Source organism: Zunongwangia mangrovi, assembly GCF_900112105.1.
In the GTDB taxonomy this organism is placed as follows: domain Bacteria; phylum Bacteroidota; class Bacteroidia; order Flavobacteriales; family Flavobacteriaceae; genus Zunongwangia; species Zunongwangia mangrovi.
Genome location: NZ_FOKV01000004.1, coordinates 24,218 through 47,552 on the forward strand (window position 1 = coordinate 24,218; position 23,335 = coordinate 47,552).

Annotated in this window: 21 protein-coding genes; 16 read left to right on the forward strand and 5 right to left on the reverse strand. The window is 35.2% G+C overall.

Features of this window, described 5'->3' with window-relative positions:
• Positions 1 to 19: 19 nt before the first annotated feature.
• The 15 genes from BM201_RS10515 to BM201_RS10585 all read left to right on the forward strand — a co-directional run bounded on the left by BM201_RS10515 (position 20) and on the right by BM201_RS10585 (position 16,014).
• A complete protein-coding gene (locus BM201_RS10515) occupies positions 20 to 3,469 on the forward strand; it encodes a SusC/RagA family TonB-linked outer membrane protein (RefSeq protein ID WP_092542402.1) in 3,450 nt (1,149 codons plus the stop codon).
• An 11-nt stretch (positions 3,470 to 3,480) separates the two neighbouring features.
• Complete coding sequence (locus BM201_RS10520) at positions 3,481 to 5,016, forward strand: SusD/RagB family nutrient-binding outer membrane lipoprotein (protein ID WP_092542404.1); 1,536 nt, start codon at positions 3,481 to 3,483, stop codon at positions 5,014 to 5,016.
• Positions 5,017 to 5,036: 20 nt separating this feature from the next.
• On the forward strand, positions 5,037 to 5,522 hold the full coding sequence (locus BM201_RS10525) for a RidA family protein (RefSeq protein WP_092542406.1): 486 nt from the start codon (positions 5,037 to 5,039) through the stop codon (positions 5,520 to 5,522).
• Between the two features lie 4 nt (positions 5,523 to 5,526).
• Positions 5,527 to 6,753, forward strand: a complete 1,227-nt coding sequence (locus BM201_RS10530; RefSeq protein WP_092542408.1) for an aminotransferase class V-fold PLP-dependent enzyme — start codon at positions 5,527 to 5,529, stop codon at positions 6,751 to 6,753.
• Complete coding sequence (locus BM201_RS10535; RefSeq protein WP_092542410.1) at positions 6,753 to 8,018, forward strand: amidohydrolase/deacetylase family metallohydrolase; 1,266 nt, start codon at positions 6,753 to 6,755, stop codon at positions 8,016 to 8,018. Before BM201_RS10530 ends, BM201_RS10535 begins: the two co-directional genes overlap by 1 nt.
• A gap of 10 nt (positions 8,019 to 8,028) precedes the next feature.
• Positions 8,029 to 8,958 (forward strand): RraA family protein, encoded by a 930-nt coding sequence (locus tag BM201_RS10540; RefSeq protein WP_092542412.1) that lies wholly within the window; start codon positions 8,029 to 8,031, stop codon positions 8,956 to 8,958.
• A gap of 123 nt (positions 8,959 to 9,081) precedes the next feature.
• The gene (locus tag BM201_RS10545; RefSeq protein WP_092542414.1) at positions 9,082 to 10,320 is read left to right on the forward strand and encodes an aminotransferase class V-fold PLP-dependent enzyme; all 1,239 of its coding nucleotides are present in this window, start codon (positions 9,082 to 9,084) and stop codon (positions 10,318 to 10,320) included.
• A gap of 3 nt (positions 10,321 to 10,323) precedes the next feature.
• Positions 10,324 to 10,707 carry a hypothetical protein gene (locus tag BM201_RS10550; protein ID WP_139219198.1) on the forward strand — a complete coding sequence of 128 codons (384 nt, stop codon included), beginning with the start codon at positions 10,324 to 10,326 and terminating at the stop codon, positions 10,705 to 10,707.
• A gap of 172 nt (positions 10,708 to 10,879) precedes the next feature.
• The gene (locus tag BM201_RS10555) at positions 10,880 to 11,170 is read left to right on the forward strand and encodes a helix-turn-helix domain-containing protein (protein ID WP_092542418.1); all 291 of its coding nucleotides are present in this window, start codon (positions 10,880 to 10,882) and stop codon (positions 11,168 to 11,170) included.
• A 3-nt stretch (positions 11,171 to 11,173) separates the two neighbouring features.
• Entirely contained in the window at positions 11,174 to 12,358 is a 1,185-nt protein-coding gene (locus BM201_RS10560) for a VapE domain-containing protein (RefSeq protein WP_092542420.1), read from the forward strand.
• A gap of 218 nt (positions 12,359 to 12,576) precedes the next feature.
• Positions 12,577 to 13,440: a toprim domain-containing protein gene (locus BM201_RS10565; protein WP_092542422.1), complete on the forward strand. Its 864-nt coding sequence runs from the start codon at positions 12,577 to 12,579 to the stop codon at positions 13,438 to 13,440.
• Entirely contained in the window at positions 13,415 to 13,936 is a 522-nt protein-coding gene (mbpA, locus tag BM201_RS18235; protein WP_245758620.1) for a mobilization protein MbpA, read from the forward strand. The genes BM201_RS10565 and mbpA overlap by 26 nt, the downstream gene beginning before the upstream one ends.
• Positions 13,933 to 14,802 (forward strand): relaxase/mobilization nuclease domain-containing protein, encoded by an 870-nt coding sequence (locus BM201_RS10575; RefSeq protein ID WP_092542424.1) that lies wholly within the window; start codon positions 13,933 to 13,935, stop codon positions 14,800 to 14,802. Before mbpA ends, BM201_RS10575 begins: the two co-directional genes overlap by 4 nt.
• A 12-nt stretch (positions 14,803 to 14,814) precedes the next feature.
• Positions 14,815 to 15,117, forward strand: coding sequence for a DUF6730 family protein (locus BM201_RS10580; protein WP_092542426.1), 303 nt, complete (start codon positions 14,815 to 14,817; stop codon positions 15,115 to 15,117).
• A 138-nt stretch (positions 15,118 to 15,255) separates the two neighbouring features.
• Positions 15,256 to 16,014: a nuclease-related domain-containing protein gene (locus BM201_RS10585; protein ID WP_092542428.1), complete on the forward strand. Its 759-nt coding sequence runs from the start codon at positions 15,256 to 15,258 to the stop codon at positions 16,012 to 16,014.
• 321 nt (positions 16,015 to 16,335) lie between these two features.
• Here the strand turns inward: BM201_RS10585 and BM201_RS10590 are convergent, their stop codons facing one another.
• Positions 16,336 to 17,433 (reverse strand): hypothetical protein, encoded by a 1,098-nt coding sequence (locus BM201_RS10590; RefSeq protein WP_092542430.1) that lies wholly within the window; start codon positions 17,431 to 17,433, stop codon positions 16,336 to 16,338.
• A gap of 2 nt (positions 17,434 to 17,435) precedes the next feature.
• On the reverse strand, positions 17,436 to 18,221 hold the full coding sequence (locus BM201_RS10595) for an RNA polymerase sigma factor (RefSeq protein ID WP_092542432.1): 786 nt from the start codon (positions 18,219 to 18,221) through the stop codon (positions 17,436 to 17,438).
• Positions 18,222 to 18,652: 431 nt separating this feature from the next.
• On the opposite strand from BM201_RS10595, the gene BM201_RS10600 reads away from it, so the two are divergent.
• On the forward strand, positions 18,653 to 18,913 hold the full coding sequence (locus tag BM201_RS10600) for a transcriptional regulator (RefSeq protein WP_092542434.1): 261 nt from the start codon (positions 18,653 to 18,655) through the stop codon (positions 18,911 to 18,913).
• 121 nt (positions 18,914 to 19,034) lie between these two features.
• Here the strand turns inward: BM201_RS10600 and BM201_RS10605 are convergent, their stop codons facing one another.
• From BM201_RS10605 to BM201_RS10615, 3 genes are read right to left on the reverse strand one after another with little or no spacing between them, the layout of a single operon-like run.
• Positions 19,035 to 19,748: a phospholipase D family protein gene (locus tag BM201_RS10605; protein WP_092542436.1), complete on the reverse strand. Its 714-nt coding sequence runs from the start codon at positions 19,746 to 19,748 to the stop codon at positions 19,035 to 19,037.
• Positions 19,749 to 19,764: 16 nt separating this feature from the next.
• The gene (locus tag BM201_RS10610; protein WP_092542438.1) at positions 19,765 to 21,006 is read right to left on the reverse strand and encodes an McrC family protein; all 1,242 of its coding nucleotides are present in this window, start codon (positions 21,004 to 21,006) and stop codon (positions 19,765 to 19,767) included.
• On the reverse strand, positions 21,007 to 23,331 hold the full coding sequence (locus tag BM201_RS10615) for an McrB family protein (RefSeq protein ID WP_092542440.1): 2,325 nt from the start codon (positions 23,329 to 23,331) through the stop codon (positions 21,007 to 21,009). It abuts the gene before it with no gap.
• Between the last annotated feature and the right edge of the window lie 4 nt (positions 23,332 to 23,335).

The window sequence follows — 23,335 nt, forward strand, 5'->3', positions numbered from 1 at the left end:
TTAAACACACTTCAAAAATATGAAAAAACTTCTGAAGCATGAAAGATATTTTCAGCTACTAACCAGCAACTTAAAAATGAAACTGAGTCTTCTTTTTCTTTTTACCTCTCTCTTTACTATGCAAGCCGGCATTTCTTACTCTCAGGGCGACAAAATTTCAATAAAGGTAGAAAATCAACAATTAGAAAAAGTATTGAGTTTTATTGAAAAAACTTCAGATTACAACTTTGTTTACAAAGTCAATGAAATCGATCTTTTAAGACCTGTTTCCTTAAATGTAACCAAGGAAAAAATTGAGAATGTTCTTCAGATCATTTTTAAAGATGATAGCATATACTATCAAATATTTGATAATCAAATCATATTAAAGAAAAAATCATCTGTTAAAAAAATTCCCAGAAGAAATACTAAAACTGAAAAACTTCAGCAAATGGTAAATGGGACCATAAAAGATGACCAGGGAATGCCACTTCCAGGAATCAATGTAATGGAAAAAGGAACTAGTAATGGTAGTTCTACAGATTTTGATGGAAATTACGAAATTGAAGTCGGTGAAGATGCCATATTAACCTTTTCTGGTATTGGTTTTAAAAAACAGGAAATTCCGGTGAATGGGCAATCAACAATTAATGTTACCCTACAAAATGATACTGAACAACTGGATAATGTAGTTGTTACTGCATTAGGTATCAAAAAAGAAGAAAGAGCTCTTACCTATGCCGTAACCGAAGTTGATGGAGACGGATTTACACAAGCTAAAGAAGTAAATTTAGCTGATGCACTTTCAGGTAAAATTGCCGGTGTAAGCGTATCAAATTTGACTACTGGAGCAGGCGGCTCTTCTAGAGTAACGATTCGAGGTAATACTTCTTTATCTGGAGACAACCAGCCACTTTATGTGATCAATGGTATGCCGATGGATAATACTACTTTAGGTGGTAGTGCATCTACAAGTGCAGGAGGTTTTAATATAGATCATGGTGATGGTACCGGAGGAATTAATCCAGATGATATAGAAACTATAAGTGTTTTAAAAGGAGCTACTGCTGCTGCGCTTTATGGTTCCAGAGCATCTAATGGTGCTATTATCATTACGACAAAGAAAGGAGCTTTCAATAGCGGAATTGGGATCGAATTTAACTCGAGTTTCACTATAGATGCTCCTATGGATTTTACAGACTGGCAATACGAATACGGCCAGGGTAATGCTGGACAAAGACCTTTAAATCAATCTGATGCTGTAACCTGGGGGCGTAGAAACTGGGGTGAGCGAATAGACGGTGAAACTTTTGTTGCCTTTGATGGCATTGAAAGACCTTATGTAGCGCAACAAAACAATATCGACAATTTTTATAAGAACGGTACTACCTTTATCAATACTGTTGCTTTAAGCGGTGGAAGTGAAAAAACCAGTTATAGATTTTCAATTTCAGATACAGATAATAAAGGTGTTGTTCCTAACAACAGTTTTAACAGACGTATCTTCAGTTTGAACCTTAATTCTACTGTTGGAGAAAAATTAGATATAGAAGGATTGGTTCAATTCAATAGATCTAAATCCTATAATAGATCTAGTGCCGGGGATGCCACTGGTAACCCAAACTGGGTAAATATGTTAGCTAATACTGTAAATGTAGATTGGCTCGATCCTGGATACGACGAAAATGGATACGAGGTAGAATGGAATGAAACTCCGTATGCATCTAACCCTTATTTTGTTGCTAATAGATTTCAGAATCAAGGTTTAAGAGATCGTTACTTAGGTCAGGTTTCCTTAAATTATAGGTTATTGGATAACCTTTCTATAAGAGGTTCTGTGAGTAAAGACTATACTAGTTTCGATTTTACTGCAATTCTCCCTACAGGTACATTATATACAAATAATGCAGCAGGAGAATATCACGGTTTCGATCTAACGGTTAGCGAAACCAACAGTATGCTGAACATTAACTATAATGAAGATATTACTGAAGATATAAATCTTGGCTTAATGGCCGGTGGAAATATTAGAAAGTATCAAAACCAGCAAACTAACTATGATGGTAGACAATTCATCATTCCTTTCTTTTATAGTTTCACCAATCTGCAAACAAGTACTACAATACCAAGTAACCAAAGACTTACAACAAACTCCATATTTGGTTCTTTAGATCTTAGTTATAAAAACTTTTTATACTTAAATGCTACAGCAAGAGAAGACTGGTTCTCTACCTTAACTGCAGCAAATGGTGCAGATAGTGACAATAGTATTTTCTACCCCTCTGTAGGTGCAGGTTTTGTTTTTTCTGAAGTAATTAATAAACCAGAATGGTTTAGTTACGGTAAGATTAGATCGTCATGGGCACAAGTTGGTGGAGGATTACCAGATCCTTATACACTTAACGAAAGTTACACCATGATTCCTAGTAGCGGTGAACCATTACAACAGGTAACCCAGGTTGGTGGGCAACGCTTATTAGCTAACGCAAACCTTAGACCTTATACTTCTACCACTTTTGAAATTGGATTAGAGGCGAGATTATTCAATAATCGATTAGGTTTTGATGTAGCTGTTTATGAAAAAACAACTACAGATGATATTGTAAACGCTCAAATTCCTGTAACTACTGGTTACGAATACACTTATTTTAACGTAGGTGAAGTACAAAATCAGGGAATCGAATTGGCTATAAATGGTACACCGATAGAAAATGACAATTTTAGTTGGGATGTTAACTATAATATGGCCTACAATAAAAATGAAGTAAAGCAATTAGCTGAAGGTCTAAATACGATCTCTGTTGCAAATTCGGTTGGTAATTGGGCAGAAATTCATCATGAAGTAGGCGAGCCTTTTGGTGTTATCAAAGGTTATTCTATGCTAAGGGATGATGATGGGAATATCGTATACGATTCTAACTCGGGTTTCCCAATGCGAAGTGAATTAAAGAAAATAGGGAACTCTGTTGCTCCTTTATCAATGGGATTAAGCAATAGATTCAAATATAAAAACTTTGCTTTAGATGTGCTTTTAGATGGTAGATTTGGTAATGATATCTTTTCTGTTCTAAACGTTTATGCTACAAGATTTGGTCTATCAAAACGTACTTTGGAAGGTAGAGAAAACGGTCTTGTTCTAGAAGGAGTAGACGAGAATGGAGCTCCATATTCTAATACCATCCCTTCAACAGATATTAGATCATACTATCAAAACCTTAGAAACTACTCAGATCAATTTATTTACGATGGTAGTTTTGTAAAATTAAGACAGGTCGTTTTAAGTTATAATATCCCTGTAGAAAAAATTAGTCTTTTCAAATTACAGTCTGCTTCACTTTCCTTCATCGCAAGAAACCTACTCATCCTTTATAGTGAGACAGATAACTTCGATCCAGAATCTGCATTTACGAACAGTAACGCACAGGGATTCGAATCATTCGCGCTTCCTAGGACTAGAAGTTACGGATTGAACCTTAAGTTTAAATTTTAATCGAAAACATTATGAAGACTATATATACAAAATTTACATACCTGTTCATTGTTGTTTTTGCATTATTCACAAGTTGTGATGACGGCTTTGAAGAAGAAAATACAAATCCAGATGCCTCTACAGAAGTAGATCCTGAGTATATGTTCACAAAGGCTATCTATGATGCCTTAAATAACAGTACCGGAACTGTTTACGAATTTGGCGCAGGAGGATTTGTACAGCATTTCGCTACTTATCTTGAAGTACCAGGATTGGGAGATAAATATGTTTACATATCAGGAAGTTATCCTTATGCTTTCTTTAATGGTGCTTATTTAGATGCTATTAATGAAATAGATAAAATAATTTATGCAACTGAAGGTGTAGAAGAACTTTCCAATCAAAACGCGATCGCCAATATTTGGAAAGTATACACTTACCATCGTCTTACCGATCTGTATGGTATGATTCCTTACACCGAAGCTACTACGGCCTTTAGTGATGCAAATTACAGCCCGGTTTACGATACTCAGGAAGCAATATACATGAACATGTTAAATACATTGCAAACTGCCTCTAACTCTTTGGATCCAAATCAGCCTAGTTTTGGTAGCGGTGATCTTATTTACAATGGAAATTTAGATCAATGGGGCAGATTCGCAAATTCTTTAATGCTAAGATTAGCTATGAGATTAACCAAAGTTAATCCTTCTCTTGCTGAAGAATGGGCTCAAACAGCTATTGCGGCAGGAATCATCGAAGAATCATCCAATAATGCAGTTGTTGATTATCCTGGCGGGCAAGTTATTAATTCAAATCCTATAGCATTTCAATTAAGAAACAACAACTATAGTGAATCTAACCAGGGAACAAGCAATACTGAAGGTGGTAAATTTTCTGATACATTTATAAGCTATCTTTCAGAAAATAATGATCCAAGACTTACTTCTTTCGCAGCAGTATGGGTAAATGGAACACAATCTACAGATCCGGCTATACAACAGGGAATGCCAAATGGTTTAGTGAATAGACCATCAAATTTTCCAAATCTTTCAGAACCTAATCTTAATACGCTTTTATCGCTTAATTCCTCTTTATTAGTATTAGGAAGCGCAGAAATGAACCTCCTTCTTGCTGAAGCTTCAGCTAGAGGCTGGACTTCAGGTGATGCAGAAAATTATTATCACCAGGGGATTAGAGATGCAATGAATAGCCTTGAAGATCTTTATGGGACTGAAGCTGCCGTTTCAGAAGAAGAAATAAACAACTATATCGCTTCACAGACTTTGACTGGAAGCTTAGAGGAACAAATGGAAACTATACATACACAATTCTGGGTTTCTGTTTTTCCAGATGAAATTGAAGTATACTCCAACTGGAGAAGAACTGGTTACCCAGAACTTACACCGGTAAATGTAACCGGTAACCTTACCGGAGGAACTATTCCGAGAAGACTCACCTACCCGCCAAGTGAAATTAGTGTAAATACTGAAAACTATGAGGCGGCTCTTAGTCAGCAAGGTTTAGATACGTTTACTACCAGAGTATGGTGGGATGTGGAAGAATAAACACTAAATAAATAATAATTATGAAAAATCAACGTAGAAGCGCAATCAGAAAAATAGCTGCATCAGTTTTTGGATTAACAGGATTAGCCGCTTTTGGTAAAAATTTAAATACCAAAAATATATCTCAGGAGACATCTTCAAACGAAATTATTAGAAATACTGCAGAAGATTCTGATCAGGAGGTGCCACTATTTTCAAGTTCAGTAGTTCATAATGGTCTTGTGTATATCGCAGGTAAAGGAGCTCATTTTGAAGGAGATATTAAAGATCATACTAAACATGTTTTAAATGAGCTTAAGAAAGAGCTAGAAAAAGCAGGTTCTTCAATGGAAAAAGTACTTAAGGTTAATGTATATCTAAACGACCTTAATGACTATAAAGCTATGAATGAGGTATATCTTGGAAAATTTGGTAAAAACCCTCCTGTGCGTACTACGGTAGCTGTATACGGTGGTGTACCAGGAAGTTCCCTGGTAGAAATCGATTGTATCGCAGCCTTAAAATAAAAATATGACATCTAGAAGAAACTTAATAAAATCCCTTTCTCTGCTGCCACTTGCAGGAGTTTTAAAACCTGCTTTTTTTATTAAAAAGAATTCGGCCTCAGAACTTCCAAAATCAGCAGAGCGGGATTATTTTAAAGAGCTTGGAATAAGAACTTTCATTAATGCTGCCGGAACCTACACGTTTATGACGGGTTCTCTGATGCGAGAAGAAGTTAAGAAGGCTTACATAGCTACATCCTATGATTTTGTGAACTATCATGAATTACAGGATAAAGTAGGCGCCCGCCTTGCTGAATTATTAGATTGCGAAGCTGCAACAGTTACCTCTGGTGCAGCTGCCGCTATAACATTGGGAACGGCCGGTACTTTAACCGGCTTGGACCCAGAAAAAGCAGGAATGTTACCTCATCTCGATGGTACCGGCATGAAAACCGAAGTAATCATGCAACGCAAACATGCTATTGAGTATGCCCAGGCAATCGAAAACTGTGGCGTTAAAGTAATTTATGTAGACACTGCAAAAGAGCTAGAAAAAGCGATCAATAAAAATACAGCCATGTATTACTTCGTTAATTTCCTTAATTACGAAGGGGAAATTCAATGGAAGGAAGTACTGGAAATTTGCCAAAAACATAACGTGCCCACTATGATCGATTGTGCTGCAGATGTTCCTCCAGTAGAAAATCTTTTTAGATTCCAAAGAATGGGATTCGATATGGTTTGCTTCTCTGGTGGTAAAGGTCTCCGAGGACCACAAAGTGCTGGTATATTAATGGGTAAAAAGAAATATATCGATGCCGCCCTCCTTAATGCGCCCCCATTTGGTGATACTATTGGCCGCGGAATGAAGGTTAATAAAGAAGAAATTGTAGGAATGCTTGCTGCGGTTGAAGACTTTTTATCCAGAGATCACGAAGCAGATTGGAAACTGTGGGAAGGCCAGATAAATCTTGTTCAGAATGCAGTAAAAGATTTTGAAGGCATGAATACTGAAATAAAAGTTCCAGAACTTGCCAATGTTGTACCAACACTCCATTTAAATTGGGATACTTCAAAAATTCCAATTTCAGGAGATGAACTAAAAGAAGAGATGAGAAATAGCCATCCTTCTATAGAAATTGCCGGTGGTGGAAAAAATTCTGTTAGTATAACCACCTGGATGTTAAAACCTGGACAGGAAAGAGTCGTTGCCTCAAGACTAAATGAAATCCTAACGCAAAAAACCACATAATGTTTAAAACATATTTTTTTAAGTACACCGTAGTGTTCCTAACATTACTGTGCAGCTCCTCTCATGTCTTTTCTCAGGAATACGACCTGCTTTTAAAGGGCGGAACCGTTATCGATCCTAAGAATAAAATTGAGAGCAAAAAACTAGATATCGCTATCAAAAATGATACTATCGTTGCTGTTAAGCCTAATATCAATGCTAATTCAGCTAAAAAAACAGTAGACCTAAAAGGCTATTATGTAAGCCCGGGAATTATCGATCTTCATACTCATAATTTCTACGGAACAAAAGAAAATCATTATCTCTCTGATGGATTTCTTGCCCTTCCGCCAGATGGATTTACTTTTAGAAATGGTGTTACCACCGTTGTAGATGCAGGAAGCCCAGGTTGGAAGAATTTCGAAACCTATAAGAATAATGTAATAGATCATTCTGAAACCCGAGTTTTATCTTTTCTGAATATTGTTGGAGAAGGTATGCGTGGTGGAGTATGGGAACAGGACTTGCAGGACATGAATGCAAAAATGACGGGCTTAACCATCCAACAACACCCAGAATTGGTTGGGATAAAAGTTGCTCACTATTCTGGTGCTGAATGGACACCAATTAAAAGAGCTGTGGAAGCAGGAGAAATTGCAGGCGTACCCGTTATGATAGATTTTGGAGGTCACCAACCTCCTCTTTCTTTAACTCGTTTGTTTATGGAAGAACTGCGTCCTGGTGATATTTTCACTCATATGTATGCTAATTTATCTAGTGTTAGAATGACGATTTTAGATCCTTCAACGGGTAAATTATACGATTATGCTACTAATGGTCGTGAAAAAGGAATCATCTTCGATGTTGGTCATGGTGGCGGAAGTTTTGCTTTTGCTCAGGCTGTACCAGCTATAGACGAAGACTTTTTCCCAGATACCATTAGTACAGATCTACATGCTGAAAGTATGAATGGAGGGATGAAAGACATGCTTAATGTAATGTCTAAATTCTTAAATCTTAATATGTCTTTAGAACAAGTAATTAACGCATCTACATGGAAACCAGCTCAGGTAATCCATCGTGAAGAGCTTGGAAACCTATCTGAAGGTAGCGTTGCAGATATTGCAATATTATCGGTTTTAGATGGTGATTTTGGATTCATCGATAGTAGTGGTAAAAAAATGATGGGCGATAAAAAGCTGCAATGTGAAATGACCCTTCGTGCTGGTAAAATCGTTTATGATCTAAACGGACTGGCAAGTCCAGAATGGGATAATAATCTATAAAGAACGCTTTATGAGTATCAGAAAAGCTAAATATTATATTTCTTTCTTTGTTTGCTTTATAGCTTTACAATTTGCAAATGCCCAGCAAATTGCAAAAGAAGAACTTATATATCTTACCAATGCATGGGAAGGTGAACGTTTTGAAAATGGTCGTCCTAAAATCCCTTCAAATCTTATGAAAAGGGCTAAAGACATTTCTATAGATGTTGCCTGGCAAATTTTGGATAACGAGGGCTATCCTTCACAATTCGAAGGAGAATGGAAAACTATAAATAATAACCCGGTGGTAGGAAGAGCGGTAACGGCTATGTTCTTACCAAGTCGTCCAGATGTAGAAGAACAAATTAAAACCAGGGGACATAAAGAAGGTTTTAAAGGAAATACCAACTCCTGGCCTATTGCCAAGTTAACCGAAGGTGATATTTATGTTGCCGATGCTTTTGGAAAGACCTTACAAGGAACTTTAATAGGTGATAATCTAGGTAATGCCATTTACTCTAAAACAAAAAACGGAGTTGTATTTTATGGGTCTTCAAGAGATTTAGAAGGTTTGTCGAAAATCGAAGGTTTTAATGCCTTTGTTAAAAACTGGAATCCTACTTACTTAAAAAATGTAATGCTTGCAGGACTAAATACACCAATAAAAATTGGGCAGGCTATTGTGATGCCTGGCGATTTGGTTTTAGCTAAAGAAGAAGGTGTAATTTTTATTCCCGCACATTTAGTTGAAAAAGTGGTTTTAACAGCCGAATTTATTGATTTAAGGGATGAATTTGGTCACGAAATGTTATCCAAAGGAATTTATGAATCTGGTGAAATCGATAACGAATGGACACCAGCTATTAAAGATCGATTCCTTAAATGGATTAAAAATAATGATGATCGAGTTCCCATGACACAGGAAGAATTGAATCAGTTTTTAAACAAACGTACCTGGTAAAATACCTCAGCACAAAATGATGAGGCATTGATGAGAATCTAATATTGATTTTGAAACATCCCGATAACGATCAGGATCAGAGTAAATAATATAGATTATTCAGTAAACTAATTATCTGCAATTATGAAAAGAAGAGATATTTTAAAAAGTATTCCATTGGTTACCCTGGCAGGAAGCATTCCGGGTTCTATTTATAAATTCAGTGCAATCAATAAAAGCGGAAAGGCAAAAAAAAGCATTGATTATTTTAACGAATTAGGGGTCGATAAAGTAATAAATGCATCGGCAACAATGACCTGGCTTTCAGGATCACTTATGCTACCAGAAGTATTGGAAGCTATCAATTCTACCGCTCATGATTTTGCAGATATGTACCAGTTACAGGATAAAGCAGGAATTAAGATTGCTGAAATGCTCAACTGTGAAGCTGCAATGGTAACCTCGGGTGCTGCCTGCGCACTTGTTTTGGGTACTGCTGCAGCCATCACAGGTTTCGATGAAGAAAAGCGAAAACTTATTCCTAATCTTCCCGGCGAACGTCCAGAAGTGATTATGCAAACTAATCATCGTTATGTATTCGATCAGGCCATTACCACAACAGGTGCTAAAATTATCGAAGTTAATAACGAAGCAGAAATGCGTAAGGCCTTCAATAAAAATACGGTGATGGCGCTTTTTTTTAATGCTGCAGAATCCTGGTACGGAGTAAAAAATATTATTTCTCACGAAAAATTCGTAGCCATTTGTAAAAAGCATAACGTGCCTTCATTTATTGATGCAGCTGCAGATGTTCCACCGGTTGAGAACCTTTTTAAATATCAAAAAATGGGCTTTGATCTGGTTACTTTTTCAGGAGGAAAAATGATTAGAGGGCCACAAAGTGCTGGTTTACTGTTTGGAAAAGAATCCCTAATTGAAGCTGCAAAATTAAATTACAGTCCGAATGAAGCTCCAATTGGCCGCCCAATGAAGGTGAATAAAGAAGAGATTTTTGGGATGTATGCCGCTCTAAAAATCTATCTGGAAAAGGACCATGATAAAGAATGGCAGGATTGGATGGATCGTACTTCTGCAATTAGTGCTATTCTGAATAACCTTGAAGGAGTAAAAACTGAAGTAATAATTCCTGAAGGCCCTGCAAATGTATTCCCAACTCTAGATGTTACCTGGGATACCAATAAAATTAAAATTACCGGAAATCAATTATATGAAAAATTGAGAGCCGGCACTCCAAGTATTGTAACGAGCAAGACCACTAGAAATAACAAAGAGTTTATAAATGTTGGTGTTGTTTTACTAAAACCAGAACAGGTTTCTATAGTTGCAAATCAAATTAAAAAAGAAATACAGTCTAAAATTTAAAAAATGAAATTACCCACAAATTCATACAAAATCGTCTTTATACTCCTTATGTTTTTAGCCTTTGCAGGGCAAAGCAAGGCAGCTTCAGGAGATCCAATAATTCCTGAAGTTCATATTGGAGACGAATTAATTATAAATGCACCTGAAAATTTAAACTTTCAGGGAATTCAACTTCCGAAGAGAAATTTTTTATTGAAACAAGGGCAAATTCCTAATTATAAAAATCTTTACGGTAAGAAAGTAAAAGTTATTGAAATAGTAGAAAAAGAAGGATATACTGAAATTACCTTATCTGCTGCAGATGGGAAAAACTTCTTTAAACATCACAAAACATTGAAAGCTAATTTGCAATCGTCGTTCACCGCCAATGAACTTCGGCAATTTTAAGTGAGTTTTAGTTAGTGCAAAAGGCTCTTTAATGTAATATTAAGGAGCCTTTTTTGTATACCTGGTATACAAAGTAGACAGGACTGGTATAGTCTATTTCTAAGTTTGGGATAAGAATCGAATAGCAAATGAAAAGGCTATTTGTCATTATTAACCCTTAAAACTTAATACCATGAGTGCTATACAAATTCTTGAAAAATTAGAGCGTATCGAACGAATGATACGCGCCAACAAACCGGTATTGTCCTTTGAAGAGGCTGCTGAATATACCGGACTTTCCAAAAGTTATCTCTACAAATTAACTGCACGTGGAGAAATTCCGTATTCCAAACCTAGAGGAAAAATGATCTATTTCTCCCGGGAAAAACTGGATGAATGGTTACTACAGAATTCCTTTAAATCTTTGAGTGATCTGGAACAGGAAGCGATTTCATATACCGCGAAAAACAAAAAATTCCAATAAGTCATGGAATCGTCGAACAGAAAATTATATCTGGCCGAAGAACAAAAGAAGAAAACCATTTATGATTACCTGGAAGATTATCTCATTGAAAAATATGATATCCGTTTTAATGAGATTGCCCAGGAATTCCAAATTCGACTGAAAGGCCAGGGCAAATGGGAAGAGTTTGAAATGAACTCCCTACTCATTGAACTTGCCAGGTCGAATATTGAAGTGACTCTTACCAAATTAGAAATCTTCTTAAAATCTTATATGATACCTAGATATAATCCTATACAAAGTTATTTTGAAGAGCTGCCAAAATGGAATGGTAATGATCATATTAGTGATCTTGCAAGTTACCTGCCTCTTCGTGAACCTAAAGCCTTTCTTTACCATTTTAGAAAATGGCTCGTAAGAAGTGTAAAGTGCGCCATGGAAGATGCATATTTCAATAAGCAGTGCCTGGTACTTGTCCATGCTGCACAAAATTCCGGGAAATCTACCTGGTGCCGCTTTCTTTGTCCTCCGAAATTATCAAATTACATTGCGGAAGATCTGAGCAATGACAAAGATGCCCGGATTCAACTAACACGAAACTTTCTGATCAACCTCGATGAATTGTCGGTATTGGCTAGGAAAGAAACCAATGCATTGAAGGCTTATTTTTCAAAGACGATTATCAATGAGCGCCTTCCCTATGATCGCAAGAATACCAGCCTGCATCGTTGCTGTTCTTTTATTGGTTCGACCAACCGTACCACCTTTTTAAATGATGAAACGGGTTCGGTACGCTGGCTATGCTTTGAACTCCTGGGAAAAATCGATTTTAATTATAGCCGTAAAATTGATATTAACCAGGTATGGGCTCAGGCCTTTATGCTCGCCTATATGGATATTGACTTTAGTCCCGAATTGACGCCGAAAGATATTGCTGAGAATGAACAGCGCAATAACAGCTACCGACAGGCGACGATGGAAGAGGAACTGTTGAATAAATTCTATACGCCCAGCCAAAAGGAAGAAGACTTTTATACGACAACCGACATCCTCTCAAAATTACAGCATGTAAATAACAGACTGAATGTCGTAAACATGGGTAGGGCGTTAGCTGCACAGGGATATGAGCGGGTTAAAGATAAAAAGAGAAGAATCTATGGCTACCTGGCTAAACCTTCATTTAAATACTCCCCGCTAGAGAATATCTAGAAAACTTAATTAAAAAAACTTACCCATCTTACCCCATTTAGGTTTAACGCAGTATTCATAAAGCTTGAGCTTGTGGTAAGATTTGCTGCCAATCATCTTACCCAACTTACCCAAACAAGACCTTGGGTAAGATGGGTAAGATCGAAAATCAAGGTATTACTCACCCTACCCTTAGTATTTACGGGGCTTGGGTAAGATGGTAACTTAAATTCAGAAAAATGAAAAAAAATAATGAATTGTGGAGTAGCGCCCGAAATACAGATATTATTCAATTATTGAAGTCTTTAGGGCACTACCCCACCAAAACAAAGGAAAAAGAAGCTTGGTTTCTGAGTCCCCTGCGGTCAGAAACGCAAGCCTCTTTTATCGTATCTAAAACAAAAAACCTTTGGTACGACTTCGGTCTTAGTAAAGGTGGGAATAGTATCGACCTTATCATGAATTTGAAATCCTGCAATTTCCAGGAGGCGTTGAACTTTCTAAAAAATCCACAGTTTAGCTTTTCTTTTAACCCGCCTGCTCAAATTTCACATGAACCAAAAATTAAATTACTGAAAACATCACATTTTATCTCAAACGCCTTACAGGATTATATCATGCAACGTGGAATTCCCATACGATTAGCTTCACGCTTTCTGGAGGAAGTGACCTATAAGGTTCGCAGTGGAATCTATTTTAGTCTGGGACTTAAAAATCATAAAAATGGTTGGGAACTTCGAAATGCTTATTTCAAAACGGTGATCCCTCCGAAATCCTATACCCACATTTGCTGGAATCATACTAGTCTTTGTATCACCGAAGGTATGTTTGATTTTTTGTCTCTGGGAGTTTTAGAGAAAGAGTCTTTTGAAAAAATGGACCATGTGATACTAAATTCTCTGGCTTGTGTTCCGCAACTAATGGGATTGCTTCCCTCCTATTCCAAGATATATCTCTACCTGGATAATGACCCTGCGGGAGATCGTATGACTTCGTATTTACTAGAACATTTTGCTCAGGCCATCGACCTGAGATATCGCTTTTATCCACATAAAGATCTTAACGAAAAACTTTGCCATGTTCGACGAGAAAATACCCTTTGAAAATGAAAAAAAATCCTCCTATTCCTTAAGCTTTGAAAAGCTAAAAAAAAGGGAAGGCAAAACGAGGATTTCCAATGATGGGGACACGGGTTCCCATCAAACGGAAAATTCTAATATAGATCCTAATTCAAGATGTGTGTCTGTGGACACAATCTTGATTGCTCCCCATGGTCGCAATGAAAAAAAAGAGATGTTTAAGGGGAAGACCTCCTTAATCAAATTCAGGTGTACGCTGTACCAGAAAAAACTACTGAACATCAAGGCGAAACGATCGGGATTAAGTCTGAGTGAATTTTGTCGAAAATCTGCGATGGATCTGCCCATCAATGAGCGGATGAGCGATGATCATATTGCCATCTACAAAGATCTGGTGAAATTTCATAACAACTTTAAGTCCATCGGGAATATTTTCCGAAAACGGGATCCCAGGTTATCTACTGAAGTTTATAAGCTGGCCGAGGCGATGAAGCAACATCTTAAAAAACTGGATCTATGATTGGTAAAGGAAAATCCATTAGTCATACCCAAGCTTCCATGAAGTATGGATGGAACCAGGAGAAGGAGGCAGAGATTGTCTACTCTCAAAATATCGTGGGAGATTCTCCGCAGGAAATTAGCCGGGAGTTTGAACAGATCCAAAAGCTGAATGAGCATTGTGAGCGAAATACGCTTTCATTCGTCCTGAGTCCTACCATTGAAGATGGCCGAACACTGGATCAGCGAAAACTTGGAGAACTGACCAAAGACTTTATGCGGGAAATGAAACTGGGCGAGCGACAGGCGATTGCCTTTGTACATCAGGATAAAGAGCATAAGCATGTACATCTTTATGTGAACCGAATTGATTTTGATGGTCGTGCCTATAAGGATAATTTTATTGGTAAACGTAGTCAGCATGCTGCCGAGCGGGTAGCTCACGAACATCAACTGACCACCGTTCGTGAGGTACAGCTCATACGGGAGATTAATCTTACCGATATCCGTTTGGAAATCAAACGTCGGCATGAGCTGACCATGAAACAATTTAAACCGGAAACTTATAAAGAATACATGCGCGGAATGGAAACCAATGGTGTAAAAGCCATTCCCTTTATCAATAAGCAACAAAAATTGCAGGGCTTTCGATTTGAATTTGATGGACATAGCCTTAAAGGCAGCTCGGTTCATCGCTCCATGAGTATGTCCAATATCGGAAAGCAAATGGCCAGAGAACATGGTATCGAGAAATTTAAAGAACTCAACAAAGCGATTAACCTTGCGAAAAGCCCGGAACCGGTGCAAATCAGCTTGAAACTATTAAAAGAAATCACACAAAAAGTTATTAAAAAGTCCATATCCAAAGGCATGGATATCGGATATTAAACCTCTGTAATTATGGCAAAAATTGATGAACTATCGGAATTGTTATGCGCTGAACTGGCAAGCTTCGAGCAGCATATGAAACGACTGGAAGAAATTCACTCGCAGGGGATTCACCTGGATACCGAAGACCTGATACGACGACTTTCAAGCCTGGAAGACACACTGGATTTTGAAAAGAACGAATATGAACGGATTTCTACGGAATTATCCAACACGATTAAAGAGGCAAAGATCTACCCGAAATGGGCGCTTATTGTGTTTTTTGTGTCTTTGAGTTTGAATATTATTGGTATAGCCTTTTTGGTATTTAGCTAAGTATCTTATTTAATAATGGATACTAAAAATCCATACAGCTTTAGGACTAAATATAGGCAAGTTGGCTATAAATCACTGACAATGAATAATTAGTTATCTTTATAGCAGCACCCCTCCGTTAATAATACTTTATTAGGTATGGAACTCGCATTCCTTCTTATTATTTTCATGGTCTTTTTCGTAGGCTCTGACTTTGTCATGAATGTGGTAATTCCTAGAATGAAAGGGAATTTTGGGGAACGCAGAGTTGCCACCAAACTACGAAAGCTTCGTAAAAGAGATTATATTGTCTTAAACAATATCCTTATACCATCTGGCCAGGGCAGTTCCCAAATTGACCATATCGTAATTTGTTCTTCGGGTGTTTTTGTAATCGAAACGAAACATTATAAAGGTTGGATTCATGGACATCAAAAATCTGAAAATTGGAGCCAGACCATTTTCAAGCATCATACAAGGTTTAAAAATCCAATTCGACAAAATTGGACTCATATATTTGCTTTAAGAAAGCTTCATCCGAACTTCCAGAAACTAAAATACTATCCTATTGTAGTTTTTTCAGGACGTGCACGGTTAAAGAATGTGACTTCAGAACTGCCTGTATTGTATCTGTGGCAACTCGTACGATACATTAGAACAGAAAATCACCGGAACCGATTATCACCAAACCAAATGCTATGGATCGCAGAAACCATTAAATCTAAAAATTTAAAAAGAAGAAAGGATCGAAAAAACCATAACCGCTACGTTAAATGGCGGACTAAAGACCAAAAAATCATGGTGCATTTAAAGATCTGTCCGAGGTGTCAAGGCGATTTATTACTAAAAAATGGTCGTTATGGTAATTTCTACGGATGTTCTAATTATCCAAAGTGTACTTATACCAAAAATTATTAGTGATAGATTCAGAATAAGCTTTTCATCATTAATTTGCGAATAATACCAACAGAGAGTTGTAAATTTTAATAGTGATTGGATCATCTCTAGGATTTGAAACTTCTATGAGATAAAGCTATCCCCCCTATTTTGTCCGTACCTTAAAAGGTATTGATTTGCAAAACATATAAAGTTTATTTTCTCCAGTCTCATCATTGGAGATTTGTTTTTTGGGTTAGCTGCGATTCCCTGTATATGCACTGAATGCACTTAGTGAGTGTCTTCATTTCACCTCACCTTACGGGTGTACAGACACCCTCAAAAATTCAATCAATCAATCAATCAATCAATAATAATCTCAATACCCGCCATCTCGGCTTTGTATTTTATTTTTTCTATCAATCCATAATAACTCCAATTTCGGAGCACAAATTCTTCTTCTTTAGCAACCGCCATTTTCTTTTCCTGATTTATAAGCACAAGTGTTCCCGCTTGTTGTTTGATACAAAAATTAATTAATTGCCTACTGTATACGTGCAGACGGTTATCGATATAATTTCTTTCTCGCTCCCGAAATCTATCAACTGCCTTCGTTTTTCGTTTGTATCCTTTTCCTGATTTTGCGTAACTAATTCCTTGTTGTGTTCTTTTTCGGGCAGCCTGGATTGCTAATCTTCTATAGAGAAATTCTTCCTTACTGCCTATTTGTAGTTTTGACATAGCTGTTTTTACTGTTACAGGAAATTCTATAGATAAAGCAGCTTCTGCAATTCTTTCAGGCTTCAAAAGGTTTTCTGTCTTTTCGATCTCGAACACCCCCAGCATAAATATCTTACCTTTTTTCAACTGAATTTGCGAAGTACAAAGTTTAGTTTTGCCATTCATTACTTTTTTTAAAAGACTACGTTTATCGCTAAAATCTCGTCCTAAATATGTGACCATAGGAATTGAGAAAAGCCGAAAACTAAATATATTTTTTTCTTCATTATACGATAAACCTCGCATACCTTCATAACTAAAAGGAAATGGCATATTACGTTTAAAATTCATTAGTGAACGCTCACCGCTCCAATATTCCGATTGATATCTGGTATATTCCTTTATTGTAGATTGATTAATGCTACTCAAGATATTAGTAGGGATTTCTCCTTTAAACCGATCTGATATCAAACGATAAGTGGTATTCATTCTAGAACGGTTTAATATTCCCAATTCATCCTTTTGTTCATCAACTAATTTGTATTTAACCTCTTCAGAGAGGTATAGAAATTCTTTTATCATTCCTTGTACAAACAAATGGGAAGCTATAAGATTTGCAGCCCGGTAACACCGATTTTGCCATCTATATAAAGTTTTAAAAGCTTCACTACGTTCCTCCTTCGATGGCAGATCGATGAGCAATTGAATTTTTCGCGTAAGTGTCATTGTTGATGTATTCATAGCTAAGCAGATTGTAAATGTTCTTTACTTTTCTGATTCATCGCTTTGTAAGCAATCATAAACTGACGATGCACCTCTTTATGTGAGCGCTGAAGCTTTTCAGCAATTTTTTGAAAAGAAAGGTGCATTTCACATCGTAATTGGAATATTTCAGCCTGTTCTTTAGTTAATTCCAATTTTAAATTTTCAAAGTTTGAATGCGTGTGGTCTACCTGCTCTAATGTATGTCCACTTTGAACAATCATTTTAATACGCTCTATGGCCAAATGAACCTGATTACTTGTCTCTCTAACGCTTACCCCCATAAGTTTGGAAATGATCGCGTATTTGAAGTTGTTTTTTAAACAAAGTTCAATCAATTGTCTTTGCTTACTTTCTAAAAACGGAAGTACACATAGTATCTGATCAAGGCATTCCTGTTTAACATTCTGATCCAACAGATGCACATCTTCAGCCTCAGGATTGAATCCATGCATATACTCCTGATAGTTATCGAAAAGTTCTAAACGACTGATAGATCTCTGAAACTTATTTCTAGGCCTGCAATAATAGTAGATACATTCTGTCTTCATTACATAAAACAGAAAAGAATGAATATGTTGAGGGTCATTTATCTTATCTCTTTTCTGCCATAGTTTTAAGAAGGTATCCTGAAGAATGTTTTCAATAATAAAATCATCTTTTATTACCTTTTTCCCTACCCAAAAAAGTTTATTATGATACTTGGTATAGATAAACTCAATAGCATCGGGGTGTCCTTGTTTTAATAATTTAAAATTACGTTCCATTGGCAACAGTTTATGATGTTGGATCGGATCTTAGAATAAGTACTGTACTAATAAATAATATAAGACTTTCGGTATGGTCTATAGCTTTCATAATTTTGCTATGGTTTTTTGATTGTCTCTATTTAGTTCATCAAGCCATAAGCCTTCCCCAACAGCTGTCAAACTCGAGGGAAGGCTTTCTAGCTTCTAGCCTAGCCTAAATGGCTAATTCATTAAACTGTGGTTTGTTACTTTATTGTAGGGTTGGTATTATTAATGATTTAATCAACCCTCTTCCTCTGAAAAATAATATTGCTATAGCATTTCCTAATGCAATAGATTCCATTTAAATGCTTATATAAGTACTTTGTGATAACCAAATATAGTAAAAATAATTAGCATTCGTTCGGTCGAACGAGATTAATTTATAAGTATGCGATTCCTTTGCTAATATGGCAAGAGATATTAATAGGGCTATTTGCTTATTTATAACTGAAGAATGGATAGATCCCTTCTTAGCTAATGGCGGCACACAGGTTGGTTTTGCAGACAATCACAACATCTTGGAAAGTACCGTTAGAAAAATAAAAAATAACCCTAATTACCGAATTCCTGTTGAAACACTTTTCAAGATTTGTCACGAAAGAGAAATAAGCATGTCTAATTTTTTTAAAAAGTTTGCAGAGAAATTCCCTGAATTTGAAAATCGATAACTTTTAAAAAAAATTGATTCAAAAGTAGAACCTATTTTTATAACTATAATTTCCTCTATCGACAAGATAGTAATTCTGCAAGGAACTAATTATTTAATGATTAAGCTTAAAAAATATTCTTTTAATTTAGTATTTTATAACATGAATAACATACCGGTTTAACCATCGTGGAAGTATTTTCCTTACCGCATGAATGGCACACTTTTTCTTCAAAATCTAAATTCTCATAAAAAGACCACGATTTATAGCATTTTTTACAGTATGGGCTATCCATATTTAGTGGAATAATTTCGCTGCATCTAATGCAAGTTCCATCTTTTTTATTTCCACTAGTATTTGACTTGAATTTAGTTTTATTTTTATTGCTTAAGAGACTAAATTTCTTTTTTGGTGTCTTTTTATTCAGAACTACAACTTCAGATGATCGAATAATCGATTCCGTTTCCTCAACGGCATTTTCATATAAATCCTGATCTCCTTTCGCTTCAATATAAACCCCCATTTCCCTATTATTCTTTTCTGAGTATTCATACATATTCATCGAAGTTATTACCATCGAAGATTCATTGAAGTAACACTTTGCATGTAAATTTTCAGAAAAATAAAGTTCTAAATTTGTTAGTTCTTTAAGTAAATTAGTTTCTTTAGAATTTAATTTACTCTTGCCGTATATAATTACTATTTGAACATTATGATTTTGTGCGTCCTGAAGCCTTTCATAAAAGGACTTTGAAAACTGCAAATATGGTGAAACCAATACGACTTTTTTATTAGCATCTTTGATAATTTTTTCAATATACGATGATATCCAAGAGGTTGTTAAAAATTCTGCCATTTAAATTCTTTGTATTTTAACTATTTTTAATCCAATTATCTATTTCTTGGGCAATATCAAATTGCCATTTTTTTATATTTCGATTGACCTGAATTGAAATCACTCCACATTCTTTATTACTCAGTTTTTCTCCATATTTTTCGTAGTAAAAACCGGAGCTTAAAAATGAAGAATTTCCAGGATAAATTAAGGCAACTTTTTGCGCTGAATAATAATCGTGGTAAACGTATAGTTGTCTGAGATCATTAGGTACAGGATTAGATTTGGAAATATTCTTCCATTTCGTATCACAAACTATGCAATCCTGCATACCTTTATTAATTACTATATCTGGACGCATATTTGAATTATAACCGTCATTTGGCTTCCAGAATTTCTTAGTATTCTGCGCATGGATAGTATACTTTTCCGGAAGATGCCTTTTTAAACTGATATAAATAAATTCTTCCCAAAGCGAATTCATATCAAATAATAAGGCAATCATATTTTCTTGGCCGTGCTTTATATTAGGCGCATACTGGAGAATTATAAATCGGGCTATTTCTAAAGCTGTTTTATAAGGCGCCGATTTTCTATTTAGCTTGATGCGAGTAAAACTTCTGCTGTCAATATTGATTTTACTAACTTCAGGAAAATTAAGCTGAATAGACTTACATCTTGAATAAACATAAGTTCCTTTAGAAAACTTCTCTATTACCGAAAGAGCGTAGGCTAAAACCTGATGAATAAGATGATCTTTTTCATACACCTGATGCGTAGTATAAAATCTTTCTTTATGAACTAAGTTTTTACGTAAATGACCGGCAAATTCAAGCTTTCCTTTTAAAGCTTTTACATTTCCTGTCTTTCGATAATATTGCTTAATTAGCCCTTGATGAATTAAAACTTCCACTTCATCTAAAAACCATTGAAAATAAATATCTAAAAGATGTAAATTCTGTTTAGAGACATTTGCTTTTCCTACCTTACTTATATTTAGCTTCTTGGTTGTCTTAAGCATATCAATTAACACCCCCTGCCATAATGCTGTATTATCTTCTTGGGTATCAACTTTTGGTAAAATTTCTATAGTTAAATTTTCTACCTGAAGAACTCCTACAAAATTTTTAAACTTTACACCATTATATCTAAGATCGAAATAACAATCATTGTTTAATGCGTTCAGTTTAGATAGTGCTGCTAAATGCTTTCTTTTAAAAACATCTCCACATTGCAATAATTGATATTCAAAAACCTGTATGTGATTCTTAGCAATCATCTATTTATTTAAGAGTGCTTTTATCGCTTCACTTATATCTTCAATAGATTTTAATTCATAACTAACTGTCTCCTCTGGTACGTCTATAGCATCAAATTCTGCAAATTTGACTTTAGCTTCATTTCGCTTCACAAAGCCCTCACCTAAAATTAATGCAATTTTTTCGTAGTCATTATAAAAGTATTCTTGAAGTAAAGGGATTATTTTATTTTCAAATACTTCTTTAAGATCTTCTAAAGAGGTGATCTTTAAAAAATAAGAGTGCCCAATGGTATGATCTCTATCTAATAAAACCTCAATACGATCATTTATAGTCTTTAAAACTTCAGATAGATTAATGTCAGAAAAATCTAATTCAGCAAGTAAGTCTGGATTTGGCATGACTTCTTCAAACGCAAAACGCCTTCTTAACGCCGTGTCTAAAGCTTCTACACTACGATCTGCGGTATTCATTGTACCTATAATGTAAACGTTTGAAGGTACTGTAAACTTTTCTTTTGAATATGGTAAGTCTAATATAATCTCTTCTTCCTTTCCTAAACGTTTATCGGATTCCAGTAAGGTTATTAACTCGCCAAAAATAGCACTAACGTTACCTCGATTTATTTCATCAATAATAATTACATAATTCTGAAGATTAGGAGATTCCATCCTTTTATGAGATTCTATCTCCGATGTATTATTCTTATAAGACTTTAACCTTTTTAAAATACCAGGATAATAAATTCCAAGTCCAGTAGAACGTATCTCTCTTTTCCCATAGTAAGCATCTCTTAATGTTGAAATACTTAAGGTGTGTCCTGTACCTCCACTTGACTTTTTAAACTGAATTGAAGTTTCCGTAAAACCGATGATTTTATATTCTTTTCCTTCTGTTCTCAGCGAGAATTCTATATCCTCATTCTCTTCCCATTCTTCTTGTAATCTTTGAAACGCATCATCAAAATTAAGCTCTGAATTATTGCCTTTTATATGTTCTAACCAATTGGTTTTAGCTTTATCACAAATTCTTCTAAATATCCCCGGTAAGTAATCATAAATTACACGTTTATCTTCGGTAGTTTTAGGTTTGATTCCTTCTACAAAATCTTCATAGCTATATGACTGATGAAAGGTTGTAAAAACAATTTGACCATTTTCAAATAACCGATCGTATTCTACTACCAAAGATTTTCGCTGTTCTAAATTATCAGAATCAGATAATTTAAAATTAGGATTAGTAATTTGTACGGCTAACTCTTTTGTTTTATAAGTTTTTCCCGTTCCAGGTGGGCCGTATAAGATGGTATTTAAATTTTTCTGAAGCTTTTTTTCTCTGTCAGGATTTAGATTGTAATCAGAAATAATCTTTTTTCCCATAATCTTTTTTCGATAGTCTAAATCGAAAACCGCTTTTTCAAAATAATCATTATTGCTGTCATAACTAGATTTAACAGAACCAACATATTCTTTTCTAGTAGCCTCCAAAATATCATTCTGATTGGAAATCACTTTTTCAAAATCTAATAACTTATTGAAAAATGGTTGTGGAGGATTCCCTTTATAGTTTTTACTGTTATCTGAAATTTTTTGTACTGAAATTGCTGCATATCTACAATCATGACTATTGTATAAATTCCAACAATAACGCTGCCCGACTATAAAATTTAGGCGGTTTTCAGCAATACTATAATTAATCTTTAAGTCATTTGGCTTTAGATCTAAGTGATCTACTATTTTATCAAGAAATGAAAAGAAATATATTTTTTCTTCATCTTTAAATTGATTCAAAACTTTTAAAAAATTAATTTCATTTTTATCCATTTTATTCTCTAATTTTAAAGCAATATAATTTTCTAGTGTAGGCAGAAAATCACGATACAATGCCTTTAGCTGAAGTTTTAACGCATCCTTGGTTTTATAATAATCTTGAGCTTTAAAACTATAATTGAATTTCTTTTTAGGTACTATTTTCTTATTCTGTAATTTAGATTTATCAACTTTTCCCCCTACAGACCAGTTAATTAAAGAGTATTCTGAAAAATCTTTCACAAAACTTTGAGCTAACTTAGAGAATCTCTGTTTTTCAATAAAATTTCCTTCTGGATGGATTTCAAAACAGATATCATTAGCATAGCGACAAAGCTCAAAATGAAGTTCTAAAAGTTGTATTTCGGAGTCTTTTGGAATTATACTTATTAATCTATAAGACTCCGTATTTTTGTCTAACCAATTATGATTAATCAATGGGTGATTTTCATCAATCAAATCACTTTTGATATCTTGAAACAAAATGGAAAGAAACTCTTTATTACTAGAAAAATCATTTATAGTTTTATCTGGCATACTA

What these genes read in the sequence shown, in the direction of transcription:
- BM201_RS10605 (WP_092542436.1), bottom strand. Translation starts at nt 19,748, where the DNA reads ATGGCAGAATTTTTAACAACCTCTTGGATATCATCGTATATTGAAAAA.
- BM201_RS10530 (WP_092542408.1), top strand. Translation starts at nt 5,527, where the DNA reads ATGACATCTAGAAGAAACTTAATAAAATCCCTTTCTCTGCTGCCACTT.
- BM201_RS10515 (WP_092542402.1), top strand. Translation starts at nt 20, where the DNA reads ATGAAAAAACTTCTGAAGCATGAAAGATATTTTCAGCTACTAACCAGC.
- BM201_RS10550 (WP_139219198.1), top strand. Translation starts at nt 10,324, where the DNA reads ATGAAATTACCCACAAATTCATACAAAATCGTCTTTATACTCCTTATG.
- BM201_RS10575 (WP_092542424.1), top strand. Translation starts at nt 13,933, where the DNA reads ATGATTGGTAAAGGAAAATCCATTAGTCATACCCAAGCTTCCATGAAG.
- BM201_RS10560 (WP_092542420.1), top strand. Translation starts at nt 11,174, where the DNA reads ATGGAATCGTCGAACAGAAAATTATATCTGGCCGAAGAACAAAAGAAG.
- BM201_RS10545 (WP_092542414.1), top strand. Translation starts at nt 9,082, where the DNA reads ATGAAAAGAAGAGATATTTTAAAAAGTATTCCATTGGTTACCCTGGCA.
- BM201_RS10565 (WP_092542422.1), top strand. Translation starts at nt 12,577, where the DNA reads ATGAAAAAAAATAATGAATTGTGGAGTAGCGCCCGAAATACAGATATT.
- mbpA (WP_245758620.1), top strand. Translation starts at nt 13,415, where the DNA reads ATGTTCGACGAGAAAATACCCTTTGAAAATGAAAAAAAATCCTCCTAT.
- BM201_RS10525 (WP_092542406.1), top strand. Translation starts at nt 5,037, where the DNA reads ATGAAAAATCAACGTAGAAGCGCAATCAGAAAAATAGCTGCATCAGTT.
- BM201_RS10580 (WP_092542426.1), top strand. Translation starts at nt 14,815, where the DNA reads ATGGCAAAAATTGATGAACTATCGGAATTGTTATGCGCTGAACTGGCA.
- BM201_RS10555 (WP_092542418.1), top strand. Translation starts at nt 10,880, where the DNA reads ATGAGTGCTATACAAATTCTTGAAAAATTAGAGCGTATCGAACGAATG.
- BM201_RS10615 (WP_092542440.1), bottom strand. Translation starts at nt 23,331, where the DNA reads ATGCCAGATAAAACTATAAATGATTTTTCTAGTAATAAAGAGTTTCTT.
- BM201_RS10585 (WP_092542428.1), top strand. Translation starts at nt 15,256, where the DNA reads ATGGAACTCGCATTCCTTCTTATTATTTTCATGGTCTTTTTCGTAGGC.
- BM201_RS10520 (WP_092542404.1), top strand. Translation starts at nt 3,481, where the DNA reads ATGAAGACTATATATACAAAATTTACATACCTGTTCATTGTTGTTTTT.
- BM201_RS10610 (WP_092542438.1), bottom strand. Translation starts at nt 21,006, where the DNA reads ATGATTGCTAAGAATCACATACAGGTTTTTGAATATCAATTATTGCAA.
- BM201_RS10600 (WP_092542434.1), top strand. Translation starts at nt 18,653, where the DNA reads ATGGCAAGAGATATTAATAGGGCTATTTGCTTATTTATAACTGAAGAA.
- BM201_RS10595 (WP_092542432.1), bottom strand. Translation starts at nt 18,221, where the DNA reads ATGGAACGTAATTTTAAATTATTAAAACAAGGACACCCCGATGCTATT.
- BM201_RS10535 (WP_092542410.1), top strand. Translation starts at nt 6,753, where the DNA reads ATGTTTAAAACATATTTTTTTAAGTACACCGTAGTGTTCCTAACATTA.
- BM201_RS10540 (WP_092542412.1), top strand. Translation starts at nt 8,029, where the DNA reads ATGAGTATCAGAAAAGCTAAATATTATATTTCTTTCTTTGTTTGCTTT.
- BM201_RS10590 (WP_092542430.1), bottom strand. Translation starts at nt 17,433, where the DNA reads ATGAATACATCAACAATGACACTTACGCGAAAAATTCAATTGCTCATC.